Source organism: Pseudomonas sp. NPDC088368 (assembly GCF_044753445.1).
In the GTDB taxonomy this organism is placed as follows: Bacteria; Pseudomonadota; Gammaproteobacteria; order Pseudomonadales; family Pseudomonadaceae; genus Aquipseudomonas; species Aquipseudomonas bambusae.
Map to the genome: position 1 here is coordinate 137,408 of NZ_JBIVNG010000005.1, position 21,529 is coordinate 158,936.

At 60.1% G+C, this 21,529-nt stretch carries 22 protein-coding genes; 13 read left to right on the forward strand and 9 right to left on the reverse strand.

What is annotated here, in order from left to right; translation table 11 throughout:
* Nucleotides 1-46 precede the first annotated feature (46 nt).
* Entirely contained in the window at nt 47-1,636 is a 1,590-nt protein-coding gene (locus ACIQAL_RS12115) for an ABC transporter substrate-binding protein (protein WP_401145533.1), read from the reverse strand.
* Nucleotides 1,637-1,997: 361 nt separating this feature from the next.
* Between ACIQAL_RS12115 and rpmB the strand changes: the two genes are divergently transcribed.
* Together rpmB and rpmG are read left to right on the forward strand one after the other, a co-directional pair.
* Nucleotides 1,998-2,234: a 50S ribosomal protein L28 gene (gene rpmB / locus ACIQAL_RS12120; RefSeq protein WP_108236194.1), complete on the forward strand. Its 237-nt coding sequence runs from the start codon at nt 1,998-2,000 to the stop codon at nt 2,232-2,234.
* Between the two features lie 11 nt (nt 2,235-2,245).
* A complete protein-coding gene (rpmG, locus tag ACIQAL_RS12125; protein ID WP_062379766.1) occupies nt 2,246-2,401 on the forward strand; it encodes a 50S ribosomal protein L33 in 156 nt (51 codons plus the stop codon).
* A 92-nt stretch (nt 2,402-2,493) separates the two neighbouring features.
* On the opposite strand, the gene ACIQAL_RS12130 is transcribed toward rpmG, so the two are convergent.
* A complete protein-coding gene (locus ACIQAL_RS12130; protein ID WP_166594048.1) occupies nt 2,494-2,856 on the reverse strand; it encodes a cupin domain-containing protein in 363 nt (120 codons plus the stop codon).
* Between the two features lie 276 nt (nt 2,857-3,132).
* Here ACIQAL_RS12130 and ACIQAL_RS12135 point away from each other — a divergent pair, with 276 nt between their 5' ends.
* Both ACIQAL_RS12135 and ACIQAL_RS12140 read left to right on the forward strand, forming a co-directional pair.
* The gene (locus tag ACIQAL_RS12135; protein WP_401145538.1) at nt 3,133-4,626 is read left to right on the forward strand and encodes an aldehyde dehydrogenase; all 1,494 of its coding nucleotides are present in this window, start codon (nt 3,133-3,135) and stop codon (nt 4,624-4,626) included.
* 294 nt (nt 4,627-4,920) lie between these two features.
* Nucleotides 4,921-6,066, forward strand: coding sequence for an MFS transporter (locus tag ACIQAL_RS12140; protein ID WP_341960898.1), 1,146 nt, complete (start codon nt 4,921-4,923; stop codon nt 6,064-6,066).
* On the opposite strand, the gene ACIQAL_RS12145 is transcribed toward ACIQAL_RS12140, so the two are convergent.
* Nucleotides 6,063-7,646, reverse strand: a complete 1,584-nt coding sequence (locus ACIQAL_RS12145; protein WP_401145542.1) for a phospholipase D family protein — start codon at nt 7,644-7,646, stop codon at nt 6,063-6,065. The two genes, ACIQAL_RS12140 and ACIQAL_RS12145, sit on opposite strands and share 4 nt — an antisense overlap.
* A 54-nt stretch (nt 7,647-7,700) precedes the next feature.
* Nucleotides 7,701-9,134 carry a PLP-dependent aminotransferase family protein gene (locus tag ACIQAL_RS12150; RefSeq protein WP_401145545.1) on the reverse strand — a complete coding sequence of 478 codons (1,434 nt, stop codon included), beginning with the start codon at nt 9,132-9,134 and terminating at the stop codon, nt 7,701-7,703.
* Between the two features lie 175 nt (nt 9,135-9,309).
* On the opposite strand from ACIQAL_RS12150, the gene ACIQAL_RS12155 reads away from it, so the two are divergent.
* Nucleotides 9,310-9,543 carry a DUF1127 domain-containing protein gene (locus ACIQAL_RS12155; protein ID WP_341960896.1) on the forward strand — a complete coding sequence of 78 codons (234 nt, stop codon included), beginning with the start codon at nt 9,310-9,312 and terminating at the stop codon, nt 9,541-9,543.
* 143 nt (nt 9,544-9,686) lie between these two features.
* On the opposite strand, the gene ACIQAL_RS12160 is transcribed toward ACIQAL_RS12155, so the two are convergent.
* Complete coding sequence (locus tag ACIQAL_RS12160; RefSeq protein WP_401145549.1) at nt 9,687-10,976, reverse strand: NAD(P)/FAD-dependent oxidoreductase; 1,290 nt, start codon at nt 10,974-10,976, stop codon at nt 9,687-9,689.
* Between the two features lie 270 nt (nt 10,977-11,246).
* Between ACIQAL_RS12160 and ACIQAL_RS12165 the strand changes: the two genes are divergently transcribed.
* Nucleotides 11,247-11,600 carry a YkgJ family cysteine cluster protein gene (locus tag ACIQAL_RS12165; protein ID WP_166594054.1) on the forward strand — a complete coding sequence of 118 codons (354 nt, stop codon included), beginning with the start codon at nt 11,247-11,249 and terminating at the stop codon, nt 11,598-11,600.
* 6 nt (nt 11,601-11,606) lie between these two features.
* Here the strand turns inward: ACIQAL_RS12165 and ACIQAL_RS12170 are convergent, their stop codons facing one another.
* Nucleotides 11,607-12,095 (reverse strand): winged helix-turn-helix transcriptional regulator, encoded by a 489-nt coding sequence (locus tag ACIQAL_RS12170; protein WP_166594055.1) that lies wholly within the window; start codon nt 12,093-12,095, stop codon nt 11,607-11,609.
* 154 nt (nt 12,096-12,249) lie between these two features.
* On the opposite strand from ACIQAL_RS12170, the gene dadA reads away from it, so the two are divergent.
* The 7 genes from dadA to ACIQAL_RS12205 all read left to right on the forward strand — a co-directional run bounded on the left by dadA (nt 12,250) and on the right by ACIQAL_RS12205 (nt 18,740).
* Nucleotides 12,250-13,551, forward strand: coding sequence for a D-amino acid dehydrogenase (gene dadA, locus ACIQAL_RS12175; RefSeq protein ID WP_401145553.1), 1,302 nt, complete (start codon nt 12,250-12,252; stop codon nt 13,549-13,551).
* On the forward strand, nt 13,523-13,876 hold the full coding sequence (locus ACIQAL_RS12180; RefSeq protein ID WP_401145556.1) for a RidA family protein: 354 nt from the start codon (nt 13,523-13,525) through the stop codon (nt 13,874-13,876). The genes dadA and ACIQAL_RS12180 overlap by 29 nt, the downstream gene beginning before the upstream one ends.
* Before the next feature lie 142 nt (nt 13,877-14,018).
* Complete coding sequence (gene alr, locus ACIQAL_RS12185) at nt 14,019-15,092, forward strand: alanine racemase (RefSeq protein ID WP_401145559.1); 1,074 nt, start codon at nt 14,019-14,021, stop codon at nt 15,090-15,092.
* 149 nt (nt 15,093-15,241) lie between these two features.
* On the forward strand, nt 15,242-15,790 hold the full coding sequence (locus tag ACIQAL_RS12190; protein WP_074754671.1) for a cupin domain-containing protein: 549 nt from the start codon (nt 15,242-15,244) through the stop codon (nt 15,788-15,790).
* A gap of 174 nt (nt 15,791-15,964) precedes the next feature.
* Nucleotides 15,965-16,387 (forward strand): c-type cytochrome, encoded by a 423-nt coding sequence (locus ACIQAL_RS12195; RefSeq protein WP_341960887.1) that lies wholly within the window; start codon nt 15,965-15,967, stop codon nt 16,385-16,387.
* 35 nt (nt 16,388-16,422) lie between these two features.
* Nucleotides 16,423-16,722 carry a DUF2845 domain-containing protein gene (locus ACIQAL_RS12200; protein WP_401145563.1) on the forward strand — a complete coding sequence of 100 codons (300 nt, stop codon included), beginning with the start codon at nt 16,423-16,425 and terminating at the stop codon, nt 16,720-16,722.
* Nucleotides 16,723-16,817: 95 nt separating this feature from the next.
* Nucleotides 16,818-18,740 carry an acetyl-CoA hydrolase/transferase C-terminal domain-containing protein gene (locus ACIQAL_RS12205; protein WP_401145566.1) on the forward strand — a complete coding sequence of 641 codons (1,923 nt, stop codon included), beginning with the start codon at nt 16,818-16,820 and terminating at the stop codon, nt 18,738-18,740.
* Nucleotides 18,741-18,894: 154 nt separating this feature from the next.
* Here ACIQAL_RS12205 and ACIQAL_RS12210 read toward each other — a convergent pair whose 3' ends face one another.
* The 3 genes from ACIQAL_RS12210 to ACIQAL_RS12220 form a co-directional block, all read right to left on the reverse strand.
* Nucleotides 18,895-19,710: a sulfite exporter TauE/SafE family protein gene (locus ACIQAL_RS12210; protein ID WP_401145569.1), complete on the reverse strand. Its 816-nt coding sequence runs from the start codon at nt 19,708-19,710 to the stop codon at nt 18,895-18,897.
* A gap of 184 nt (nt 19,711-19,894) precedes the next feature.
* Nucleotides 19,895-20,779, reverse strand: a complete 885-nt coding sequence (locus ACIQAL_RS12215; RefSeq protein ID WP_401145572.1) for an MBL fold metallo-hydrolase — start codon at nt 20,777-20,779, stop codon at nt 19,895-19,897.
* A gap of 148 nt (nt 20,780-20,927) precedes the next feature.
* Nucleotides 20,928-21,497: a xanthine phosphoribosyltransferase gene (locus ACIQAL_RS12220; RefSeq protein WP_166594063.1), complete on the reverse strand. Its 570-nt coding sequence runs from the start codon at nt 21,495-21,497 to the stop codon at nt 20,928-20,930.
* Nucleotides 21,498-21,529 lie beyond the last annotated feature (32 nt).

Consider the following 21,529-nt stretch of genomic DNA (forward strand, 5'->3'; position numbering starts at 1 on the left):
GACGCCCCAATTTCCACGGGCCAGAATCAAGGGCCTCGATCGCGCGTTACTTCACCGTTACCTTGGAGAAGTCCTGCCGCCCAAACGGGCTGACGTCGTACCCCAGCACATTCTTGCGAGTCAGGGCGTAGGCGGTCGGGTGGGCCAGCGGCAGCCACAGCGCTTGTTTCTGAATCTGCTCCTGCGCCTGATGATAGAGCTTGCTGCGTTGCCCCTGATCGGTCACGGTCTTGCCCTGGCTGATCAGCTTGTCCAGACCTTCATCGCAATAGCGGGCGAAGTTGGTGCCGGATTTCACCGCCGCGCACGAGAACTGCGGCGTCAGGAAGTTATCCGGGTCGCCATTGTCGCCCGCCCAACCCATGAACAACAGATCGTGCTCGCCGGTCTTGGCGCGACGAATCAGCTCGCCCCATTCGATGACCTTGATCTCGGCCTTGATACCGACAGTCGCGAGGTCATTTTGCAGCAACTGCGCACCTGCACTGGGGTTCGGGTTGAGCAGACTGCCGGACGGACGCGTCCAGATCGTGGTCTTGAAGCCGTCTTTGAGACCCGCCTTCGCCAGCAACTCCTTCGCCTTGGCGACGTCATGCTTGTACCCCGGCAAATCGCTGGCATACCCCCATGTGTTAGGCGGATACACGCCATTGGCGGCCCGCGCCGAGCCTTCGAACACCGCCTTGAGGTACGTATCCTTATCGAACGCGAGGTTGATTGCCTGACGCACTTCCGGCTTGTCCAGCGGAGGATGCTGGCTGTTGATTGCCAGGAAAGCGGTCATGAACGCGTCAGTTTTTTCGACCTGCAGGTTCGAATCCTTGGCCGCTTCGGTGACATCCAGAGGCTTGGGCGATAGGGCGATCTGGCATTCGTTCTGCTTGATCCGCTGCAGGCGCACATTGGCGTCCGGCGTGATCGCGTACAGCAGCGTATCGACCGCCGGTTTGCCTGCGAAGTAGTCAGGGTTGGCGGTGTAACGCACCACCGAGTCCTTCTGGAAGCGTTTGAAAACGAACGGTCCGGTGCCGATTGGCTCGCTGTTGAGCTTCTCGGGTGTACCGGCTTTCATCAGCTTGTCGGTGTATTCCGCGGAATAAATAGAAGCGAAACCCATGCTCAAGGTGGCGAGGAAGGTGGCGTCCGGGTGGTCCAGGGTGATGCGCACGGTGTTGGCGTCAGGCGCTTCGATCTTCTTGAACAGAGAGGGCCATTGCATCGATTGGGCGTGAGGGAAGCCCTGCACCGCAACCTTGTTCCACGGATTGGCCGGGTCAAGCATGCGCTGGAAGCTGAACACCACGTCGTCGGCGTTGAAGTCGCGGGTCGGCGTGAAGTACTCGGTGTGATGGAATTTCACGCCCGAGCGCAGTTTGAAGTCGTAGGTCAGGCCGTCCGGCCAGACGCTCCAGCTTTCTGCCAGGCTGGGCACCAGCTTGCCGGTCTGGGCGTCATAGTCCACCAGACGATTCATCAGCACGTCGGCCGAGGCGTTGGTCGTGGTCAGCGAGTTGTACTGCACCACGTCGAACCCTTCGGGGCTGGCTTCGGTGCACACGCTCAGGCTGGTGGCGGCCTGTGCCATTAAAGGCGCGCTCAGGGACGCAAGCAAAAAGGGTAAAACAGCTAGGCGCATGGCGATTTTCCTTTCAGAGATAGCCCATCTGCCGGCGCAGTCTGGAGAGGGAGTTACCCTAGACCATGGATAGACAGAGGACAATCTATCTGGCGCGACGAGTGGTATATTTCGCCTCCCGCCCTTTGCCGCTGGCCTTGTCAGCCGGAAATTCGGGCGTTTCTTGCAGGTCATGCGTCGTTTGTGTTGTTGCGTGTAAGGCTTTCTGGTATAAAGCAGCGCTCTTTTCTAGGGGCCCGCTTCCTTCTTCGTAGGTGTGGCCGGTAAGACCCCTGAAGAAACGCGGCGCCTAGCGCCATGACTGAGAGATTAAGCGGCCAACCCATGCCGGGTTGGGCATGTGGTTTTAGAGGGCTGAGGCATGTCGAGAGTATGTCAAGTTACCGGTAAGGGTCCGGTAACCGGGAATAACATTTCCCACGCAAACAACAAAACCCGTCGTCGTTTCCTGCCAAACCTGCAGCATCACCGCTTCTGGGTTGAGAGCGAGAAACGCTTTGTACGTCTGCGCGTATCTGCTAAAGGCATGCGTATCATCGACAAGCGCGGCATTGATGTCGTTCTGGCCGAAATTCGCCGTGATGGCGCTAAGGTTTAAGGGAGAAAATCATGCGTGAATTGATCCGTTTGGTGTCGACCGCTAACACCGGCCACTTCTACACCACCGACAAGAACAAGCGCACTACCCCGGACAAAATCGAAATTAAAAAATTCGATCCGGTTGCTCGTAAGCACGTGATCTACAAAGAAGCCAAAATCAAGTAATTGATTTTCGCCTCTTACGAAAAAGCCCGCAGCGATGCGGGCTTTTTTGTGGGCGCGATCTGGAATCTTGCCTCCTACAAGGTGGTGGGGCTTCAAGCCTTCTGTTCGAACACCACATAAATTTTGCGACACGGCTCCAGCACTTCCCATGTGCCTTTGAACCCCGCCGGGATCACAAAGCGATCCCCTGCGCGCAGGGTCTTGGCGTTGCCTTCCTCATCGCGCAACACCGACACGCCCTGCACGATTTCGCAGTATTCGTGTTCGGTGTAATTCACCGTCCATTGCCCGATTTCACCTTCCCACACCCCGGCGTTCATTTGCCCGCACGGGCTGTCGTAGTGGTTGTAAACCGTCTGTTCCGGGTCGCCCTTGAGGATCTTTTCTGCGGCGGGCTTGAAACGCTCGGCGTGGGTGTTGGCTTCGCTGAAGTCGACGATGCTCTCGATGCTCATGTCCTGGCTCCTGAAACAGCGGTGGAAGAGGGTGTTTGGATAGGTACTGTCGGCGATAGTGCCGCGCTCGTTTGGTCACTATTGAACTGGGCTGTTGAATAAAATGCACGATAAAACGTCGTTTTAGCTCTTTTTGTCCAATATATTGGAAATTCCCCTAACGCTGGTTTAGGGTGGACGGATGCCTTTGGCCGATCCGGCAGCTCATCAAGCAACGCCCCTGGAGCTCGGATCATGAGCACGAGGGCGCGCACATTCATTAGAGGAGGACGCTTCATGACCACCCTGACTCATGCTGACTGGGAAAAACGCGCCCAGGCGTTGAAGATCGAAGGCCGTGCCTTCATCAATGGTGAATACACTGACGCCGCTTCCGGCGCCACCTTCGATTGCATCAGCCCGGTCGACGGTCGTTTCCTCGCAAAAGTGGCCAGCAGTGACGTTGCCGATGCCCAGCGTGCAGTCGAAAGCGCTCGCGCCACGTTCGATTCCGGTGTCTGGTCGCGTCTGGCCCCGACCAAGCGCAAGGCTGCGATGATTCGCTTCGCCGCATTGCTCGACGAACACAAAGAAGAGCTCGCGTTGCTTGAAACCCTCGACATGGGCAAGCCGATCAGCGACTCCTATGGCATCGACATTCCGGGCTCCGCACGCGCGTTGAGCTGGAGCGGCGAGGCCATCGACAAACTGTACGACGAAGTCGCAGCCACTCCCCACGATCAATTGGGTCTGGTTACCCGTGAGCCTATCGGCGTCGTCGCGGCCATCGTGCCGTGGAACTTCCCGCTGATGATGGCGTGCTGGAAGCTCGGCCCTGCGCTGTCGAGCGGTAACTCGGTGGTGCTGAAGCCGTCCGAAAAATCCCCGCTGACCGCCATCCGCGTTGCAAAACTGGCCATCGAAGCTGGCATTCCGGCAGGCGTACTCAATGTGCTGCCTGGCTACGGTCACACCGTCGGCAAGGCGCTGGCGCTGCACATGGACGTCGACACTGTCGTGTTCACCGGCTCGACCAAGATTGCCAAGCAACTGCTGGTGTATTCGGGCGAGTCGAACATGAAGCGCGTGTGGCTGGAAGCCGGTGGCAAAAGCCCGAACATCGTGTTCGCCGACGCGCCGGACCTCAAGGCTGCTGCCGAATCGGCTGCCAGCGCCATTGCTTTCAACCAGGGCGAAGTGTGCACCGCAGGTTCGCGTCTGCTGGTGGAGCGTTCGATCAAGGATAAATTCCTGCCAATGGTTATCGAGGCCCTCAAGGTCTGGAAGCCGGGCAACCCGCTGGACCCGGCCACCAACGTTGGCGCGCTGGTGGATACGCAACAGATGAACACTGTGCTGTCGTATATCGAGGCGGGCCATACCGATGGCGCCAAGCTGGTCGCGGGCGGCAAGCGCATTCTGCAAGAGACGGGCGGCACGTATGTAGAGCCAACGATTTTCGACGGCGTGACCAATGCCATGAAAATCGCTCAGGAAGAAATTTTTGGCCCAGTCCTGTCGGTACTGACGTTCGACACCGCAGAAGAAGCGGTGCAGATCGCCAACGACACGCCGTATGGCTTGGCGGCAGCGGTGTGGACCTCAGACCTGTCCAAAGCCCACCTGACCGCTCGCGCGTTACGTGCAGGCAGTGTGTGGGTGAACCAGTACGATGGCGGCGACATGACCGCTCCATTTGGCGGCTTCAAGCAATCCGGCAATGGCCGCGACAAATCGCTGCATGCGTTCGACAAGTACACCGAGTTGAAGGCGACCTGGATTAAGTTGTAAGCCTGACGTCAATCTGATTCTGGCCGAGAGGCCGTAGGAGCAAGCTTGCTCGCGATCTGCCAGGAACTGGCAGCAAAATAAGACGCCTTGGTTGTGTCAGGCGAATCGCGGATGCGGAATTCACTGCCGCTCCGCGCCAGATCGCGAGCAAGCTTGCTCCCACGCCTTCGGCAGAATCGAAAGCAGATTTGGGCCTGTCGCTATGCCATGCGATACAGATTTTCTCCCGCAGCCGGGCTTCCCCAAAAAGCCCGGCTGTTTCGTCTCTTCCCTTTGAGCCACAGGAGCGTGGTGATGCGTTGGGGTACTTATTTCGCGGTGCTGTCGTCCGTGTTGAGCGTCGGTCTGGCGCTGGGCGTGAGCATGCCGCTGGTGTCGTTGCGCCTCGAAGCTTGGGGTTACGGCGCCTTTGCCATCGGCGTCATGGCCGCGATGCCTGCGATTGGCGTGTTGTTGGGCGCCAGTCTGGCCAGTCGGCTGGCGTCCGCCCTTGGCACTGCGAACGTGATGCGCCTGTGTTTGTGGGGCGGGTCGATATCGGTCGGTCTGCTCGCGTTGCTGCCCCATTACTGGATCTGGCTGGTGCTGCGCCTGATGCTCGGGGTGATCCTGACCATGGTCTTCATCCTCGGCGAGAGCTGGATCAACCAACTGGTCACCGAAAATCTGCGTGGCAAGCTTGTTGCGCTGTATGGCAGCTGTTACGCCCTCAGTCAGTTGGGTGGCCCGTTGCTGCTCGGCGGGATTGGCACTGAGCACGATTATGGTTTCTGGGTCGGCACCGCGCTGCTCGCGACTTCACCTCTTTTGCTTCTGGGCCGATCCGGCGCGCCAAGCGCAGAATCCAGCCACGTTTCCCTGCGAGACCTCGGTGGCTTTTGTCAGAAGCTGCCCGCTATCGCGTGGGCCATCGCCCTGTTCGCCGGTTTCGAAGCGATGATTCTGACGCTGCTACCGGTGTACTGCCTGCAACAAGGCTTCACGCCCGAGATTGCGCTGGCGATGGTCAGTACCGTGGTGGTGGGCGATGCGTTGCTGCAACTTCCGATTGGCGCACTGGCGGACAAGATTTCCCGGCGGGGCCTGTTCTCGGGCTGTGCGCTGGCGTTGATGCTGTCGAGCCTGGCGATCCCGTTGCTGGTGGACACCATCGCCATCTGGCCGCTGTGGGTGCTGTTCGGCGCCAGTGCGGGTGGGTTGTTCACGCTGTCGCTGATTCTGATCGGCGAGCGTTATCGCGATGATGCGCTGGTGCGGGCCAATGCCCACGTTGCGCAACTCTGGGGTATTGGTTGCTTGCTAGGGCCATTGGCAGCGGGAGCGGGCAGCCAGTGGATCAGCGGTCAGGCGCTGCCGTTGCTGATGGCGGCAGGCGCGCTGGGCCTGGTGATCTTGTCGCAACGCCCACAGGCGTTCGGTGCGCAGCCGGTCGCTGCTTAAAGCATTCTTTCCAGCCCCACGGCGCTGCTGAACCACGCGTTCAGTCGGCGCCACCAGTCCCCGGGCTCCTTGTACAACGTGTGTATTTTGCCGTTGTCCTCGGTGACCCAGACCACGCGATCGTTCTCCAACTTGGCCTGGTAGCTGATCGCGGGCGCCATACCCTGCAAGGCCAGTTCGCGCAGGTATTCGGTGAGTTCGGGACTGTCGACCAGCACGCCGACCTCGGTATTCCACAGCACGGAGCGGGGGTCGAAGTTGAACGAGCCGACGAAGATTTTCTGCCGGTCAAAAATCATCGCCTTACTGTGCAGGCTGGATTCGGAACCGCCTTTAAGGGTTTTGGTGCGCAGAAACCGGGGTCCGCTGCCTCGCGCATTGCTCGGGTCGCCAGGCTGACGGCGAAGTTCAAACAGCTTCACGCCGTGGGCCAGCAAGGCCTTGCGATAAGGCGCGTAACCGCCGTGGACGGCGGGCACATCCGTCGCCTCCAGCGAATTGGTCAGTAGGTTTACTGACACGCCTTTGTCGGAAAGGCCCGTGAGGTATGTCAGACCTTCCGGCCCCGGCACGAAGTAGGCCGAGATCATCATCAGCTCCTGATGCACGTTCATCAGGTCGGGGCTCAGCTGCGTGGTCAGCAGCAAGTGGGGATCGGGATCGCCACGGGAAAGCACTTTGGTCGGCGCGTCCCACAGAGCCTGGTTGTGCGCCCAGATCAGTTCGTTAAGCCAAGTCTTCAAGCGCGGCTGATCTTTGTAGGCCATCAGCCGTTCGTATAACGCTTTTTTCTCGACGTGAGCCTGCTCCAGCGACGCGTCCAGCCGCTTGCGCGCTTCGGCGAGGTCCTTGGTGTCGGGCGGCCAATAGATGAAATCGTCCACCGGCCTGCTTAGGGTGCTGTTCCAGTATTGATCGAAGCTGTGGCTCAACTGCTCGGCCACGGGCCCGACGCTGAGCATGTCGATATCGGTGAAGTTGAGGTTCGGTTCGGCGTCGAAATACTCGTCGCCGAGATTGCGTCCGCCGACGATGGCGACGGCGCTGTCCGCCAGCCATAGCTTGTTGTGCATGCGCCGGTGCTGTTGGGACAGATTGAAGAGGCGGCCGAGCGAGCGCGTGGCCCCGGTGCTGCGCCCCAGATTAAGCGGGTTGAACAGCCGAATCTGGATGTTCGGGTGGGCGGCGAGGGTGGCAATGACCTCATCCAGTCCGTCGCTGGTGGTGTCGTCCAGCAGGATGCGCACGCGCACGCCTCGGTCCGCGGCCTTGAGCAATTCATCGATCAGCGCCCGGGTGCTGAGTCCGTCGTGGACGATGTAGTACTGCAAATCGAGGCTGGTCTTGGCGTTTCGAATCAACTCGGCACGGGCCATGAAGGCCTCAGTGCTGTTGGGCAGCAGCCGGAAACCCGAGCGCCCGCCATAGGGCGCCGCTTCCGCCAGGATCGAGCGCCCGAAAGGCGAGGCCGACGCGGGCAATGCCTGGCTCGGGCCGTCCTGCTGCGAAGACGTGCTCGCGCAGCCGCTGATGCCGAGGGCAAAGGCCAAAAGGAGGGGCAGTGCCCATGTTTTCGTCAACGGCGTCATCCGGAAGTCACGTCATGGCGATATGACCGCATTTTCCGCCAAAGGTTAAGTCATTGGCGTTTCAGCGTGGGCCATTAACCGGGCCGCCGTTGCCCCTACCTTGCGCACGGCGTCCTCGATCTGCGGCGTAGGCTTGGCAGCAAAGTTCATGCGCAGGCAGTTTCTGTACTTGCCCGAGGCCGAAAAAATATTGCCGACCGCGATCTGTACGCCTTGGCCCTCCAGTGCACGATTCAGTCGCAGGGAATCGAAGCCCTCAGGCATTTCGATCCACAGCATGAACCCGCCTTGTGGACGGCTGACCCGTGTGCCCTCCGGAAAATAGCGCGTGACCCAATCGGTCATCAGGTCACGGCTGCGCTGATATTGGCCGCGCATCCGGCGCATGTGGGGTTCGTAGTGGCCGTTCTTCAGAAAGTCGGCAATTGCCAGCTGCGGCTGGGTCGCCGTAGAGCCGGTGCTGATGTATTTCATGTGCAGCACACGGTCCAGATAGCGGCCCGGTGCAATCCAGCCAACCCGCAAACCCGGCGCCAGGGTCTTCGAAAACGAACTGCAAAGCAGGACGCGTCCGTCTTCGTCGAAGGATTTGATCGTGCGCGGGCGTGGGTAGGTATACGCCAGATCGCCATACACATCGTCTTCGATGATCGCCACGTCGAAACGCTGCGCGAGGGTCAGCAACGCCCGTTTGCGCTCTTCGGGCATGTTGTAGCCCATGGGGTTATTGCAGCTCGGGGTCAACTGTATGGCTTTGATCGGCCACTGTTCGAGCGCAAGTTCCAGCGCGTCGAGGCTGATGCCGGTGATGGGGTCGGTGGGGATTTCCAGCGCCTTCATGCCCAAGCCTTTGAGTGCCTGCATGGCACCGTGAAAGCTTGGGGAGTCCACGGCAACGATGTCGCCGGGCTCGCAGATCGAGCGAATGCTGACCGCCAGCGCTTCCTGTGCGCCGGTGGTGATCACCAGATCGTCAGGGCCGACGCGTGTGCCCGAATCCAGCAACAGGCGCGCCACCTGCTCGCGCAGGCATTCGGTGCCGTAGATATTGTCGTAGTAGAGTCCCGGCATGTCGTGGCGACGGCTGATTTTGCCAAGGGCTTGGGTGAGCGGGCGCAGCGTCGGGCTGGTGATGTCCGGCATGCCGCGCGCCAATTGCACGACGTCCGGGCTTGGCGCGGCGCGCGCCAGTTCCAGCACTTGGTCCCATTGGGAGATATCCACAGGCCTTTGCGCCGGACGTCCTACTGCGGGAAGGGCCGGAGTCTTACGGCCAGCGGGCACGAAATAACCGGATTTGGGACGGGGAGAGGCCAGACCGTTGTCTTCCAGCAAGCGATACGCCTGTTGAACGGTGCTGAGACTGACGCCGTGTTCAAGGCTCAATGCCCGAACCGAAGGCAGGCGATCGCCCGGCCGGTAAAAGCCGTTCTCGATGCGTGTGCCGAGCAGTTCGGCAAGGTTGACGTAGAGGGTCATGGCGTACTCCCGCGCAGTTCCGTCGGTTGACCGATACAGATGGAGCGAAAATACAGCATTCAGGCAGAGAAGTGACGTATCTGTATGCAAAAAATTTGAAATCTTTGGATCTGTAATGGTTTTCCATACAGACGCATCATGGACTCACTTGAAACCCATGATGAGGTGTCTGGAAATGAGCGGGATGAGCGATGTTCGGTTAACGCTGTATGCGCGGGAGCTGGTTCAGCAACAGGAAGCGACCGTACGGGTGAACGCGCCGAAAGGGCTGAGCCTGTTGGGTCTGTTTCAGCATCGTCGGCGTACGCGGCAGGCATTGTTGGGGCTGACGGATGATCAGTTGCGTGATGTCGGCCTCACCTATGAGCAAGCGAGGCGTGAAGGGATGAAACCGTTTTGGAGGGGGTGACGCGTCTGTTCCGGCGTCTCTGGCAGCATACGATTCAACCTGTAGGAGCGAATTCATTCGCGAGGCGGCTTTACTGACGATGAATCTCTATCGGATGTACTGGCCTCTCGCGAATGAATTCGCTCCCACAGTTCAGATCGGCGTTACACCCATTCCTTCATCCGATGCCACAACATCCCCAACGCCAGCAATGGCGAACGCAAATGCCTCCCGCCCGGGAAGGTCATGTGCGGGACCTTGGCAAACAGATTAAATCCGCCGCTCTGCTGGCCACTGATGGCCTCGCTCAACAACTTGCCCGCCAGGTGCGTGGCATTCACGCCGTGGCCTGAATACGCCTGCGCATAGAACACGTTCGAATGCTCCTTGAGCCGCCCGATCTGCGGCAACCGGTTGGCGCCGATGCCGATCATTCCGCCCCACTGAAAATCGACCTTCACGTCCTTGAGCTGCGGGAACACCTTGAGCATCTTCGGCTGCATGTACGCCGCAATGTCCTGCGGGTCGCGACCGGAGTAGTGGCAGGCGCCGCCGAACAACAGTCGGCGGTCTGCCGAAAGCCGGAAATAATCCACCGCCACTCGCTGATCGCACATGGCTGTATTGCGGGGCAGCAATTGCCGAGCGAGTTCCTCGCCCAACGGCTCGGTGGCGATGATGTAGCTGCCGGCCGGGAGAACTTTGCCGCTCAGCGTTGGATCGAGGCCGTTCAGGTAGGCATTGCAACCCAGCACCAGCGTATTGGCGCGCACCACACCTTGGGCCGTGTGCACCTTCACTTGAGGGCCATATTCCAGGCGGGTTACGGCGGAGTGTTCGAACAATTGCACACCGAGTGACTGCGCGACACGTGCTTCTCCGAGCGCCAGATTCAGCGGATGAAGATGGCCCGACCCCATGTCGAGCAGACCGCCCGCGTAGTTGCCGGAGTCGATCACGCTGCGGATGTCCTCGGGCTGGATCAACTTGAGTTCGCGACGATAGCCCAAGCCTCGCAGTTCTTCGGCATCTTCAGCGAAACCTTCGAATTCCTTGGGCTTGTTGGCCAGGTCGCAGTAACCCCACGTCAGGTCGCAGTCGATTTGATATTTCTCCACGCGCTCGCGGACGATCTCTACCGCCTCAAGGCCCATGAGTTTGAGCTGTCGCACGCCTTCGGCACCGATCACATCGCGAAAGCGCTCGACGTGATGACCCACCCCGCGAATCAACTGGCCGCCGTTGCGTCCGCTCGCGCCCCACCCGATCTTGTGCGCTTCCAGCAGCGCCACGCTCATTCCCCGCTCGGCCAGTTCGATGGCAGTGTTCAGCCCCGAATACCCACCGCCAACCACGCACACATCGACCGTCAGTTCGCCTGCGAGGGCCGGGTGGTCAGGCTGAGCGTGGCTGCTGGCGGCGTAATACGAAGCGGCATGGCGGGAAGCATTCATGCGGTCGGTCCCTGCGTGACTGTTTGGAAAATTTTACGGAGGGTAGCGGGGGAGGGCAGGCGGGGCAAGGTACTCGGGCGCTGAGCAAGGGCAACGCAGTGCATTAACCTGTGGGAGCGAATTCATTCGCGAAAAATAGGCCGGACGATTGAGATGTGTTGTCTGCACCGGCGCCTCGCGAATAAATTCGCTCCTACAGGTTGGTACATCGCTGTTGGTTTGCGATTCGCCTGGGGCACAATGTCGGCTTTCACAGGGGAATCTCACGCGATGAGCTGCAACAGCCAGAAAATCCGCGATTTGCGGCGGCAGATTCCGTCGTTCGAATGTGTACCTGGCTGTCACGATTGCTGCGGACCCGTGACCACCTCTTCCGAAGAAATGGCGCGTTTGCCGCGCAAGACCGCGGCGGAACAGGAGGCGGCGCTCAATGAGCTGAATTGCGTGCACCTGGGGCCGAACGGCTGCACGGTCTACGACGAACGCCCGCTGATCTGCCGCCTGTTCGGCACCACGGCCAGCTTGCCGTGCCCGAACGGGCGCCGTCCCGAGACGTTGATCCACCCGCGCGTCGAAAAGCAGGTGCACGATTTCATCGCTACAACGCGGCAGGTCCTGGTCTGATCGCCCTCATTCCGGAATTGGCAGATTCAAACTCTCTTTCACCTCTTCCATCACGATGTAACTCTTCGATTCCCGCACGTGGGGCAGCTTGAGCAGGATGTCGCCCAGCAGCTTGCGGTAAGACGCCATCTCGGAAATGCGCGCCTTCACCAGATAGTCAAAATCCCCCGACACCAAGTGGCACTCCAGCACGTGGTGCAGTTTAAGGACCGCTCGGCGGAATTCCTCGAAAGTGTCGCCCGACTTATAGTCCAGGCTGATCTCGACAAATACCAGCAGACTAGCCTTGAGGTTCTGCGGATTGAGGCGGGCGTTGTAGCCCATGATGATGCCTTCGCGCTCGAGCCTGCGGACTCGCTCCGTGCATGGCGTGGTGGACAGACCCACGCGTTCTCCCAGTTCCGTAAACGAGATTCGGCCGTCGGCTTGCAGAATGCGCAGGATGTTGCGGTCGATTTTATCCAGCTCACGTTTTGACTGGTGTTGGGTGCGCATTGAAACCCCCTCTGCGAATGGGTTGGTTGCCGAGAATTACCGCCGAATATAGGCATTTATATAGTGAAAAGCACTGCTCATGGCTTTTTATACTGCGCACATCCTGGCTTGAAACTTCAAAACGTCAGCGGATATCCGCGATGAGGAAATCAACATGCGCGTTCTGGTCCTTGGAAGTGGCGTAATCGGTGTTACCAGTGCTTACTACCTGGCCCGCGCGGGGTTTGAGGTGACGGTCGTCGATCGTCAGCCCGCCGCCGCTTTGGAAACCAGCTTCGCCAACGCCGGGCAGGTCTCGCCGGGCTATGCATCGCCATGGGCCGCACCGGGCGTTCCTCTCAAAGCGATGAAATGGTTGCTGCAACGCCACGCGCCGCTGGCCATCAAGGCCACCGGCGACATCGATCAGTACCTGTGGATGGCGCAAATGCTGCGCAACTGCACCCAGAGCCGTTATGCCGTGAACAAAGAGCGCATGGTGCGCCTGTCCGAATACAGCCGCGATTGCATGGACGAGCTGCGGACCGAGACCGGCATCGCCTATGAAGAGCGCACCTTGGGCACGACTCAGCTGTTCCGCACACAGGAACAACTGGACAACGCCGCCAAAGACATCGCCGTCCTCGAACAAGCCGGTGTGCCATACGAAGTGCTCGACCGCGAAGGCATCGCCCGCGTCGAACCCGCACTGGCCAGCGTCAGCAATATTCTCTCCGGTGCCCTGCGGCTGCCAAACGACCAGACCGGCGACTGCCAGCTGTTCACGACACGTCTGGCCGAGATGTGTGTGAAGTTAGGCGTTGAATTCCGTTTCGGCCAGTCCATCGAGTCGATTGATTTTGCGGGCGACCGGATTAACGGCGTGCGCGTCAACGGCAAACTCGAAACCGCTGATCGCTACGTGCTGGCACTGGGCAGCTACTCGCCGCAGTTGCTCAAGCCACTGGGCATCAAGGCCCCGGTGTATCCGCTCAAGGGCTACTCGCTGACGGTGCCGATCACCAACCCGGCCATGGCACCGACGTCGACCATTCTCGACGAGACGTACAAGGTCGCGATCACCCGTTTCGACAACCGCATTCGTGTGGGTGGCATGGCGGAAATCGCCGGTTTTGACCTGTCGCTCAACCCGCGCCGGCGCGAAACGCTGGAGATGATCGTCAACGATCTCTATCCTCAGGGCGGCAATCTGAGCGAGGCCAGTTTCTGGACCGGTTTGCGTCCCGCCACGCCAGACGGCACACCTATCGTCGGTGCCACGCCGTTCCGCAATCTGTTCCTCAATACCGGCCACGGAACATTGGGCTGGACCATGGCGTGCGGCTCCGGTCGTTTGCTGGCCGATCTGATCGCCCGCAAACAACCGCAGATCAGCGCCGCAGGCCTCGATATTTCCCGCTATGGAAGTTCCAAGGAGATCGCCAAACATGTCAGTACAGCGCCAGCTCACCAATGAACGTATGAGCCAGATCGTCGTGCACAACGGCACCGCGTACCTCGCGGGGCAAGTGGGTAACGATCTGACTGCAGGGATCGAGCAGCAAACCCGCGAAGTGTTGGGCAACATCGAGCGCCTACTGGATCTTGCGGGCACCGACAAGAGCCGCCTGTTGTCGGTGACGATTTACCTGAATGACATCGGCTCACAGTTCGCCGCCATGAACGGCATCTGGGACACCTGGCTGCCAAAAGGGGTCGCGCCTGCCCGTGCCACCGTCGAAGCGAAGATGGCCGCGCCGAATGTGCTGATCGAGATGTCGGTGATCGCTGCATTGCCATAAATCGCCGCCGCTCTACCGTCCCTGTAGGAGTGAGCTTGCTCGCGAATGCGTTGTATCTGTGCTGGATCATTGGCTGACACAACGCGATCGCGAGCAAGCTCACTCCTACCATCCGAATACCTTTAGACCTGAGCCACACCCCATGCGTCCAGCCCGCGCCCTCATCGATCTTCAAGCCCTTCGCCACAACTACCAACTGGCTCGTGAAACCACCTGCGCCAAGGCACTCGCTGTGATCAAGGCCGACGCCTACGGTCATGGTGCGGTGCGCGTGGCACAGGCGCTGGAAGCCGAGGCGGACGGTTTTGCAGTGGCCTGTATCGAAGAAGCGCTGGAGCTGCGTCAGGCCGGGATCGGTGCGCCGATTCTGCTGCTAGAAGGCTTTTTCGAAGCGGATGAACTGGCGCTGATCGTCGAGCATGATTTCTGGTGCGTGGTGCATTCGATGTGGCAACTGGAGGCCATTGAAAAGGCTGCGGTCGGCAAGCCGCTGAATATCTGGCTGAAAATGGACTCGGGGATGCACCGCGTCGGCATTCACCCGGCTGAATATCAAGCGGCCTATCAGCGTCTGCTGGCGACGAACAAAGTCGGCAAGGTCGTGCTGATGACCCACTTTGCTCGCGCTGATGAGTTGGACAGCGTGCGCACCGATGAACAGGTCGCGATCTTTCAGTCGGCTCGTGCAGGGCTAGGGGCAGAACTGAGTCTGCGCAACTCGCCGGGTGTGATGGGTTGGCCGAGCGTGCCCAGCGACTGGGTGCGTCCGGGCATCATGCTGTACGGCGCGACCCCTTTCGATCAGCCACAGTCGGTGGCCGATCGTCTGCAACCGGTCATGACCCTGGAGTCGAAAGTCATCTGCGTGCGCGAACTGCCTGCTGGTGAGCCGGTGGGCTACGGCGGCGCGTTCGTCACTGACCGCACCATGCGCATTGGCGTGGTTGCGATGGGTTATGCCGATGGCTATCCGCGCCAAGCGCCGACCGGTACGCCGGTTTTGATCGACGGCCATCGCAGCCAATTGCTGGGCCGTGTGTCGATGGACATGCTTTGTGTCGATCTCACCCACGTGCCAGGTGCAGGTCTGGGAAGTCGCGTCGAGCTCTGGGGCAAAAACATCCTGGCCAGTGACGTCGCGGCCCATGCAGGCACCATTCCGTATCAGATTTTCTGCAACCTGAAACGCGTGCCAAGGCTCTATTCCGGGGGCTGAGCGCACCGCTCGCTGTATCCCGTTGCGGCCCCTGGTGGCCGCCAGTCTCTTTGCTAATCTGGCAATGGGCTCAAGTGTTGTAAATACTGAACGCTGTTGCCATCATGGCGACCACTTGACCGTGCTTGATTAACAGGAGGACCCCCGCATTGGACGTCGGTGAACGACTGCAATCCATTCGCAAACTCAAAGGTCTGTCGCAGCGTGAACTCGCCAAAAGAGCGGGCGTGACCAACAGCACCATTTCGATGATCGAGAAAAACAGCGTCAGCCCGTCGATCAGCTCACTGCGCAAGGTGCTGGGCGGCATCCCGATGTCTATGGTGGAGTTCTTTTCCGAAGAGCTGGAGCCTGAGAATCCGACCCAAGTGGTCTACAAGGCCAGCGAACTGATCGATATTTCGGACGGTGCTGTCACCATGAAACTGGTCGGCAAGTCCCACCCCGACCGGGCGATTGCATTTCTGACGGAGGTTTATCCGCCAGGCGCCGACACCGGCGAGGAAATGCTCGTTCACGAAGGCGAAGAAACCGGGATTCTGGTCGAAGGTCGCCTTGAGCTGGTTGTCGGGCTCGATACCTATGTGCTGGAAGCGGGCGACAGCTACTATTTTGAAAGCACACGACCTCATCGCTTTCGTAATCCGTTCGACGTGCCGGCGCGCCTCATCAGCGCTGCGACGCCCGCGAATTTCTGATCGGTGATACCCATCCCCTGCGTTCGGCGGGGGACAGCGGTTCAGCTCGAAGCCAAGGTCGACGCGCCGACGGCCCTGCTTCGCACAGGGATGTGACGACCAACGAGCTATACTTTCGCCACCTGCAGACTACCGTGACGGCAGGGACGTGATAGCCACCATGAGGGTGAGAGCGTGAACCATACCAATAAGATCCTGACGGCCCTTGCACTGCTCGCCTACTGGGTGTTCGCCGCCCAGGCCTCCACTCAGGATGACCTCGCCAAACGACTGGAGCCGGTCGGACAAGTCTGCATTCAAGGCAAGGAATGTCCGGGCATGGACGTCGCCGCCACCGCAGGCGGAGCGGGCGGCGCCAAATCTCCGGATGATGTGATCGGCAAACACTGCAACGCCTGCCACGGCACCGGTCTGCTGGGCTCGCCGAAAATTGGCGACAGCGCTGACTGGGGCAAACGCGCCAAGGAGCAGGGCGGCCTCGATGGGTTGCTCGCCAAGGCGATCACTGGCATCAACGCCATGCCCCCGAAAGGCACTTGCGCGGACTGCTCGGATGACGAGCTGAAGGGCGCGATCAAGAAAATGTCGGGGCTTTGATGGCTGTAAGTCACGGTTCAGGGAAATACCGTTGGATGTTCAGAGCACCGTGGTTGTTGGGTTTTTCCCTGTTGCTGTTCGCGGGGACTGCGAACGCTACGATGCGCTGCGGGACTGCGCTAATCAGTCTGGGCGACACGGCTGCGGTGGTGCGCGACAAGTGCGGGCCGCCTGATAGCAGCGTTGATCAGATGCCGGTAGCGCGCATCAACGGTGTGCCTCGCCTGAACGCCGCCAAAGTCAGCCTATGGGTCTACGGCCCGCGCAACGGCGCGTTTCAGCACCTCAAGTTCATTGAAGACAAACTCGTGAATATCGATACGCGGCGGGATTGATGTTGAGCAACCCCGGCCAGAATCTCGCTGCCATGCAGCAATTCCCGCTCATCCCCGGTCCAAGCTCCATCGAATAACAAACCAGGAGAGGCCGGATGCCGCATTCCTGCTCGATCGAGCAAGCCGTCGATCACGTGTTGGCCGAGCTGCCGACGCACATTCGCATGGGGATGCCCTTGGGGCTGGGGAAGCCCAATCGCTTCGCCAACGCGCTGTATGCCCGCATCAAATCCCTGCCGGACCGGCAACTGACGATTTACACCGCGCTGTGTCTGGGGCGCCCCAAGGCGGGCGATGGTTTGCAGGGGCGTTTTCTTGAGCCTTTTCTGGAGCGCGTGTTCGGCGATTACCCCGAGCTGGATTTCCTCACCGACCTGCATAAAAGCAACCTGCCGCCGAACGTGCAGGTGGAGCAGTTCTTCATGCAGCCGGGCAGTCTGTTGGGCAGTCCGCAGGCGCAGCAGGACTACGTCAGCAGCAACTACAGCCACGCCGCGCGGGACATCAACGCCAGCGGCTTCAACCTCATTGCGCAATTGATCGCCCACGACCCAGCGCGCCCTGAGCACATGAGCCTCAGTTGCAACCCGGACATCACCCTCGACCTCTTGCGGCTGCTGGAAAAGCGCCGCGCCGCAGGGGAAACCATTCTGGTGCTGGGTCATGTGCACGCCGATTTGCCGTACATGCCTGGCAGCGCAGAGGTCAGCACCGACACATTTGACCTGCTGATTGAGCACGCAGAACGTAGCACGCTGTTCTCGACACCGAACATGCCAGTGGGCGTTCAGGATCACTTTATCGGCCTGTATGCCAGCACGTTGGTGCGCGATGGCGGCACGTTGCAGGTCGGCATCGGCTCGATGGGCGACGCACTGACCGCTGCCTTGCTGGCGCGTCAGGCCAACAACGAAACCTATCGAGCGTGCCTCGCCGAGCTGGATGGCATTTCCACCTGGAGGCCGTTGATCGAGGCTGAGGGGGGAGTGATGCCGTTTGCGGACGGTCTATACGGATGCAGCGAAATGCTGGTCAATGGGCTTTTGGTGTTGCTCGACGCTGGGATCATCCGGCGCAAGGTCTATCCCACTGCCGAACTGCAAACGCTGGCTAATGAGGGCGAGCTGGACGAATCAATCCATGAGAATGGCGTGCTGATTCACGGCGGGTTCTTCCTGGGGCCGCGCAGTTTTTACGAGCGCCTGCGCGAGTTCTCGCCCGCGCAGATGGCGCAGATCGACATGACGGCCATCAGCTACATCAACGAGCTGTACGGCGATGAGACCCTGAAGCGCCTGCAACGTCGGAATGCGCGGTTCATCAACAGCGCGTTCACCGTGACGCTGTTGGGTGCTGCGGTCTCCGATCAGCTGGAGGACGGTCGCGTCGTCAGTGGCGTCGGCGGCCAGTACAATTTTGTCGCTCAGGCCCATGCGCTGGAGGATGCGCGTTCGATCCTGATCCTGCGCAGCTGGCGAGAATCCGGCGGCGAGGTCAGCTCCAATATCGTCTGGGAGTACGGCCACACCACCATTCCCCGACATCTGCGGGACGTTGTGATCACCGAATACGGCATTGCGGATTTGCGCGGCAAGACTGACGCGGCTGTGATCGAAGCGTTGCTCAACATTACTGATTCACGCTTTCAGCCTGCGCTGATCGATCAGGCGCAGAAGGCCGGAAAGCTGCCGAAGGGCTTTCGTCTCGACCCGCTGTTTACCCAAAACACGCCGGAGCGCTTGAAAGACATTCGCGACCGTTTCCCGGCATTGTTCGTCGAATACCCGCTGGGCAGTGATTTCAGTGCTGAAGAGCGTGATTTGCTGCGGGCGCTGAACTGGTTGAAGAGCAAGTTCAAGCTCACGGAGATTATCGAATTGGGCAAGGCGACCCTTGAGGCGCCGGAGCCGAAGGCGTTTCCCGAACACCTGCGGCGCATGGGGCTGGATGATCCGCAAGGGCTGCGGGAAGAGCTGTATCAGCGGCTGTTGCTGGCGGGGTTGCAGGCGACGGCTTAAATCGCAGGCGTAGTGCAGATCCTCTGTGGGACCGAATTCATTCGGGAAAGGCCTGCACATTCGACACCTCTCTATCGTTCGGCCGATTTGTCGCGAATCAATTCGCTCCCACAGGTTGAATCGCAGTGTTTCGGCAACGGGAGATTGCGGTGCTTCAAGAGACGGTCTTGACGATCAACAACGCCGCCGCGCAGAACCCGCTGATCGCGAACAGCTGCTGCAAGCGAGGCCCTGCCAGAAAACCTGCCACCTGCCGACCTGCCATCAACCCCACCACGGCGCCTATCGCAAACGGCAGGCCGACGGCCCAATGCATCGCGCCCGTGACGCTGGCAGTGATGACACTGCCGGTGGACACCAGCGCGATCACGGCCAGTGAGGTCGCGACGATGCTTTTCAGGTTCAGGTCGGTGTAGCGGGTCAGTGCCGGGACGATCACGAAACCGCCGCCGACGCCCAACAGTCCCGAGAGCAAACCGGACAGCATCCCGGTGATCGCCAAAAAGCGGGCGCAGGGCAGGGTCCAGCGCAGACGGCCTTCGAGGGGGTTGAGCACGCAAGGCAGAAACGCCGCGCGTTCGGCAGGCTTCCCGTGGTGCAGTTCAAGCGTGGCCTTTCTGAAAATACGCCCGCAGGCGTACAGCAACACCAGCGAGAACCCAAGCGCCAGGGGCGTGTTGGGCAGACGATGCGCGAGCCACAACCCGACCGGCGAAAGGCAGATGCCGATCCCGGCGATGAACAACGCTGCGCGATACCGCACGATGCCTTGACGCAACCCCAGCAACGCGCCCACCGCTGCCGCCAGGCCAACCGCCAACAGCCCGACCGGCGCGGCTTCAACCATCGTCAGACCCAGACCAAATACCAGCAACGGCACCGCAAGAATGCCGCCGCCCGCACCCGTCAGCGCGAGGACCGCTCCAATGACCGTACCGAGGCCGGCTCCGATCAGTTCGTGTTCATTCATCTGGGAAAAGCGCCTTCTAGCAGGTCCCGGTGGGAGCGAATCTGTGGATGGACCGAGCGGAAATCTTCTGTAGGAGCGAATTCATTCGCGATTGGCCGGTACATCCGATAAAGATGCAGCGGCTGAACCATCAATTCGCGAATGAATTCGCTCCTACAGGTTGGGGTCACGAACGCACCAGCACTCACAACGCATTAATCGGCACTTTCAGATACCGCACGCCGTTGTCTTCCGGCTCCGGCAGGTGGCCGCCGCGCATGTTGATCTGCACCGATGGCAGGATCAGCACGGGCATGTCGAGGGTGGCGTCGCGGGTTTCACGCATCTGCACGAAGGCGTCTTCGTCGATCCCTTCGCGGATGTGAATGTTGTTGGCGCGCTGGTCGACGACGGTGGTCATGTACATCAACTCGCGCCCGTTCGGCAGGTAGTCGTGGCACATGAACAGCCGTGTTTGCGGCGGCAGGGCGAGGATCTTGCCAATTGAACGGTAGAGCATGCGCGCATCGGCGCCGGGGAAGTCGCAGCGCGCCGTGCCGTAATCCGGCATGAACAGCGTGTCGCCGACAAACGCCACAGTCTCGCCATCCACTTCGATCAGGTAGGTCATGCACGCAGGCGTGTGGCCGGGGGTGTGCATTGCTCGGGCGTGCAGGGTGCCGATCTGGAAATGCGCGTCATCCTCCAGCAGCCGGTCAAACTGGCTGCCGTCGCGGGCGAACTCGCCTTTGGCGTTGAACAGCGTGCCGAAGACTTTCTGCACGCGGGTGATGTGGCTGCCGATGGCGACTGTGCCGCCGAGCTGTTCCTTGAGGTACGCCGCTGCAGAGACATGATCGGCGTGGACGTGGGTTTCCAGAATCCATTCCACCGACACGCCCAGCTCACGCACGCGGGCGATCAGCTTGTCCGCCGACTCGGTCTTGGTGCGCCCGGATTTGTGATCGTAATCCAGCACGCTGTCGATCAGCGCGGCCTTGAGGGTCGAGCGGTCCACAACCAGGTAGCTGATGGTCCAGGTGTGCGGGTCGAAGAACGCTTCTACGCTCAGTTTTTCACCGATGTTCATGCTTCTCTCCGGTTGTTGGCAGCTACCTGTAGGAGTGAGCTTGCTCGCGATCAAGGTGTGCCAGTTGATGAAGACGTGTCTGGTAAACCGGAATCGCGAGCAAGCTCACTCCTACAATGACCAATGCCTGCCGCCCATGGGCCAGTGTTTAGACGAACGTCACCACGCCGCCGTTCAGCGATTTCACCCGTGCCAACGACTCTACACGATAGCCCTGCGCGTCCAGCTCCGCGCGGCCGCCCTGAAAGGACTTCTCGATCACGATGCCCAAACCGGCCACGGTCGCGCCCGCCTGTTTGATGATCGAAATCAGCGCCTGGGAGGCTTTTCCGTTGGCCAAAAAGTCATCGATGATCAGCACGCGGTCGCTGCTGGTCAGGTGCCGGGTGGAAATGGCGATGGTGCTTTCGGTCTGCTTGGTGAACGAGTAAACCGTCGCCGAGAACAGGTTTTCGGTCAGGGTCAGCGACTGGTGCTTGCGCGCGAAGATCACCGGAATGCCCAGTTTCAGACCGGTCATCACCGCCGGGGCGATGCCTGATGCTTCAATGGTGACGATCTTGGTAATGCCCGAATCGGCAAACAACGTGGCGAACTCGTCACCGATCTGCTGCATCAGGACCGGGTCGATCTGATGGTTCAGAAACGCGTCGACCTTCAGGACCTGGTCGGAAAGTACGATGCCTTCCTCGCGAATTTTCTTGTGCAGTGCTTCCACGTTGCTGTTCCTCAGGGCGCAAATGCGCGAAA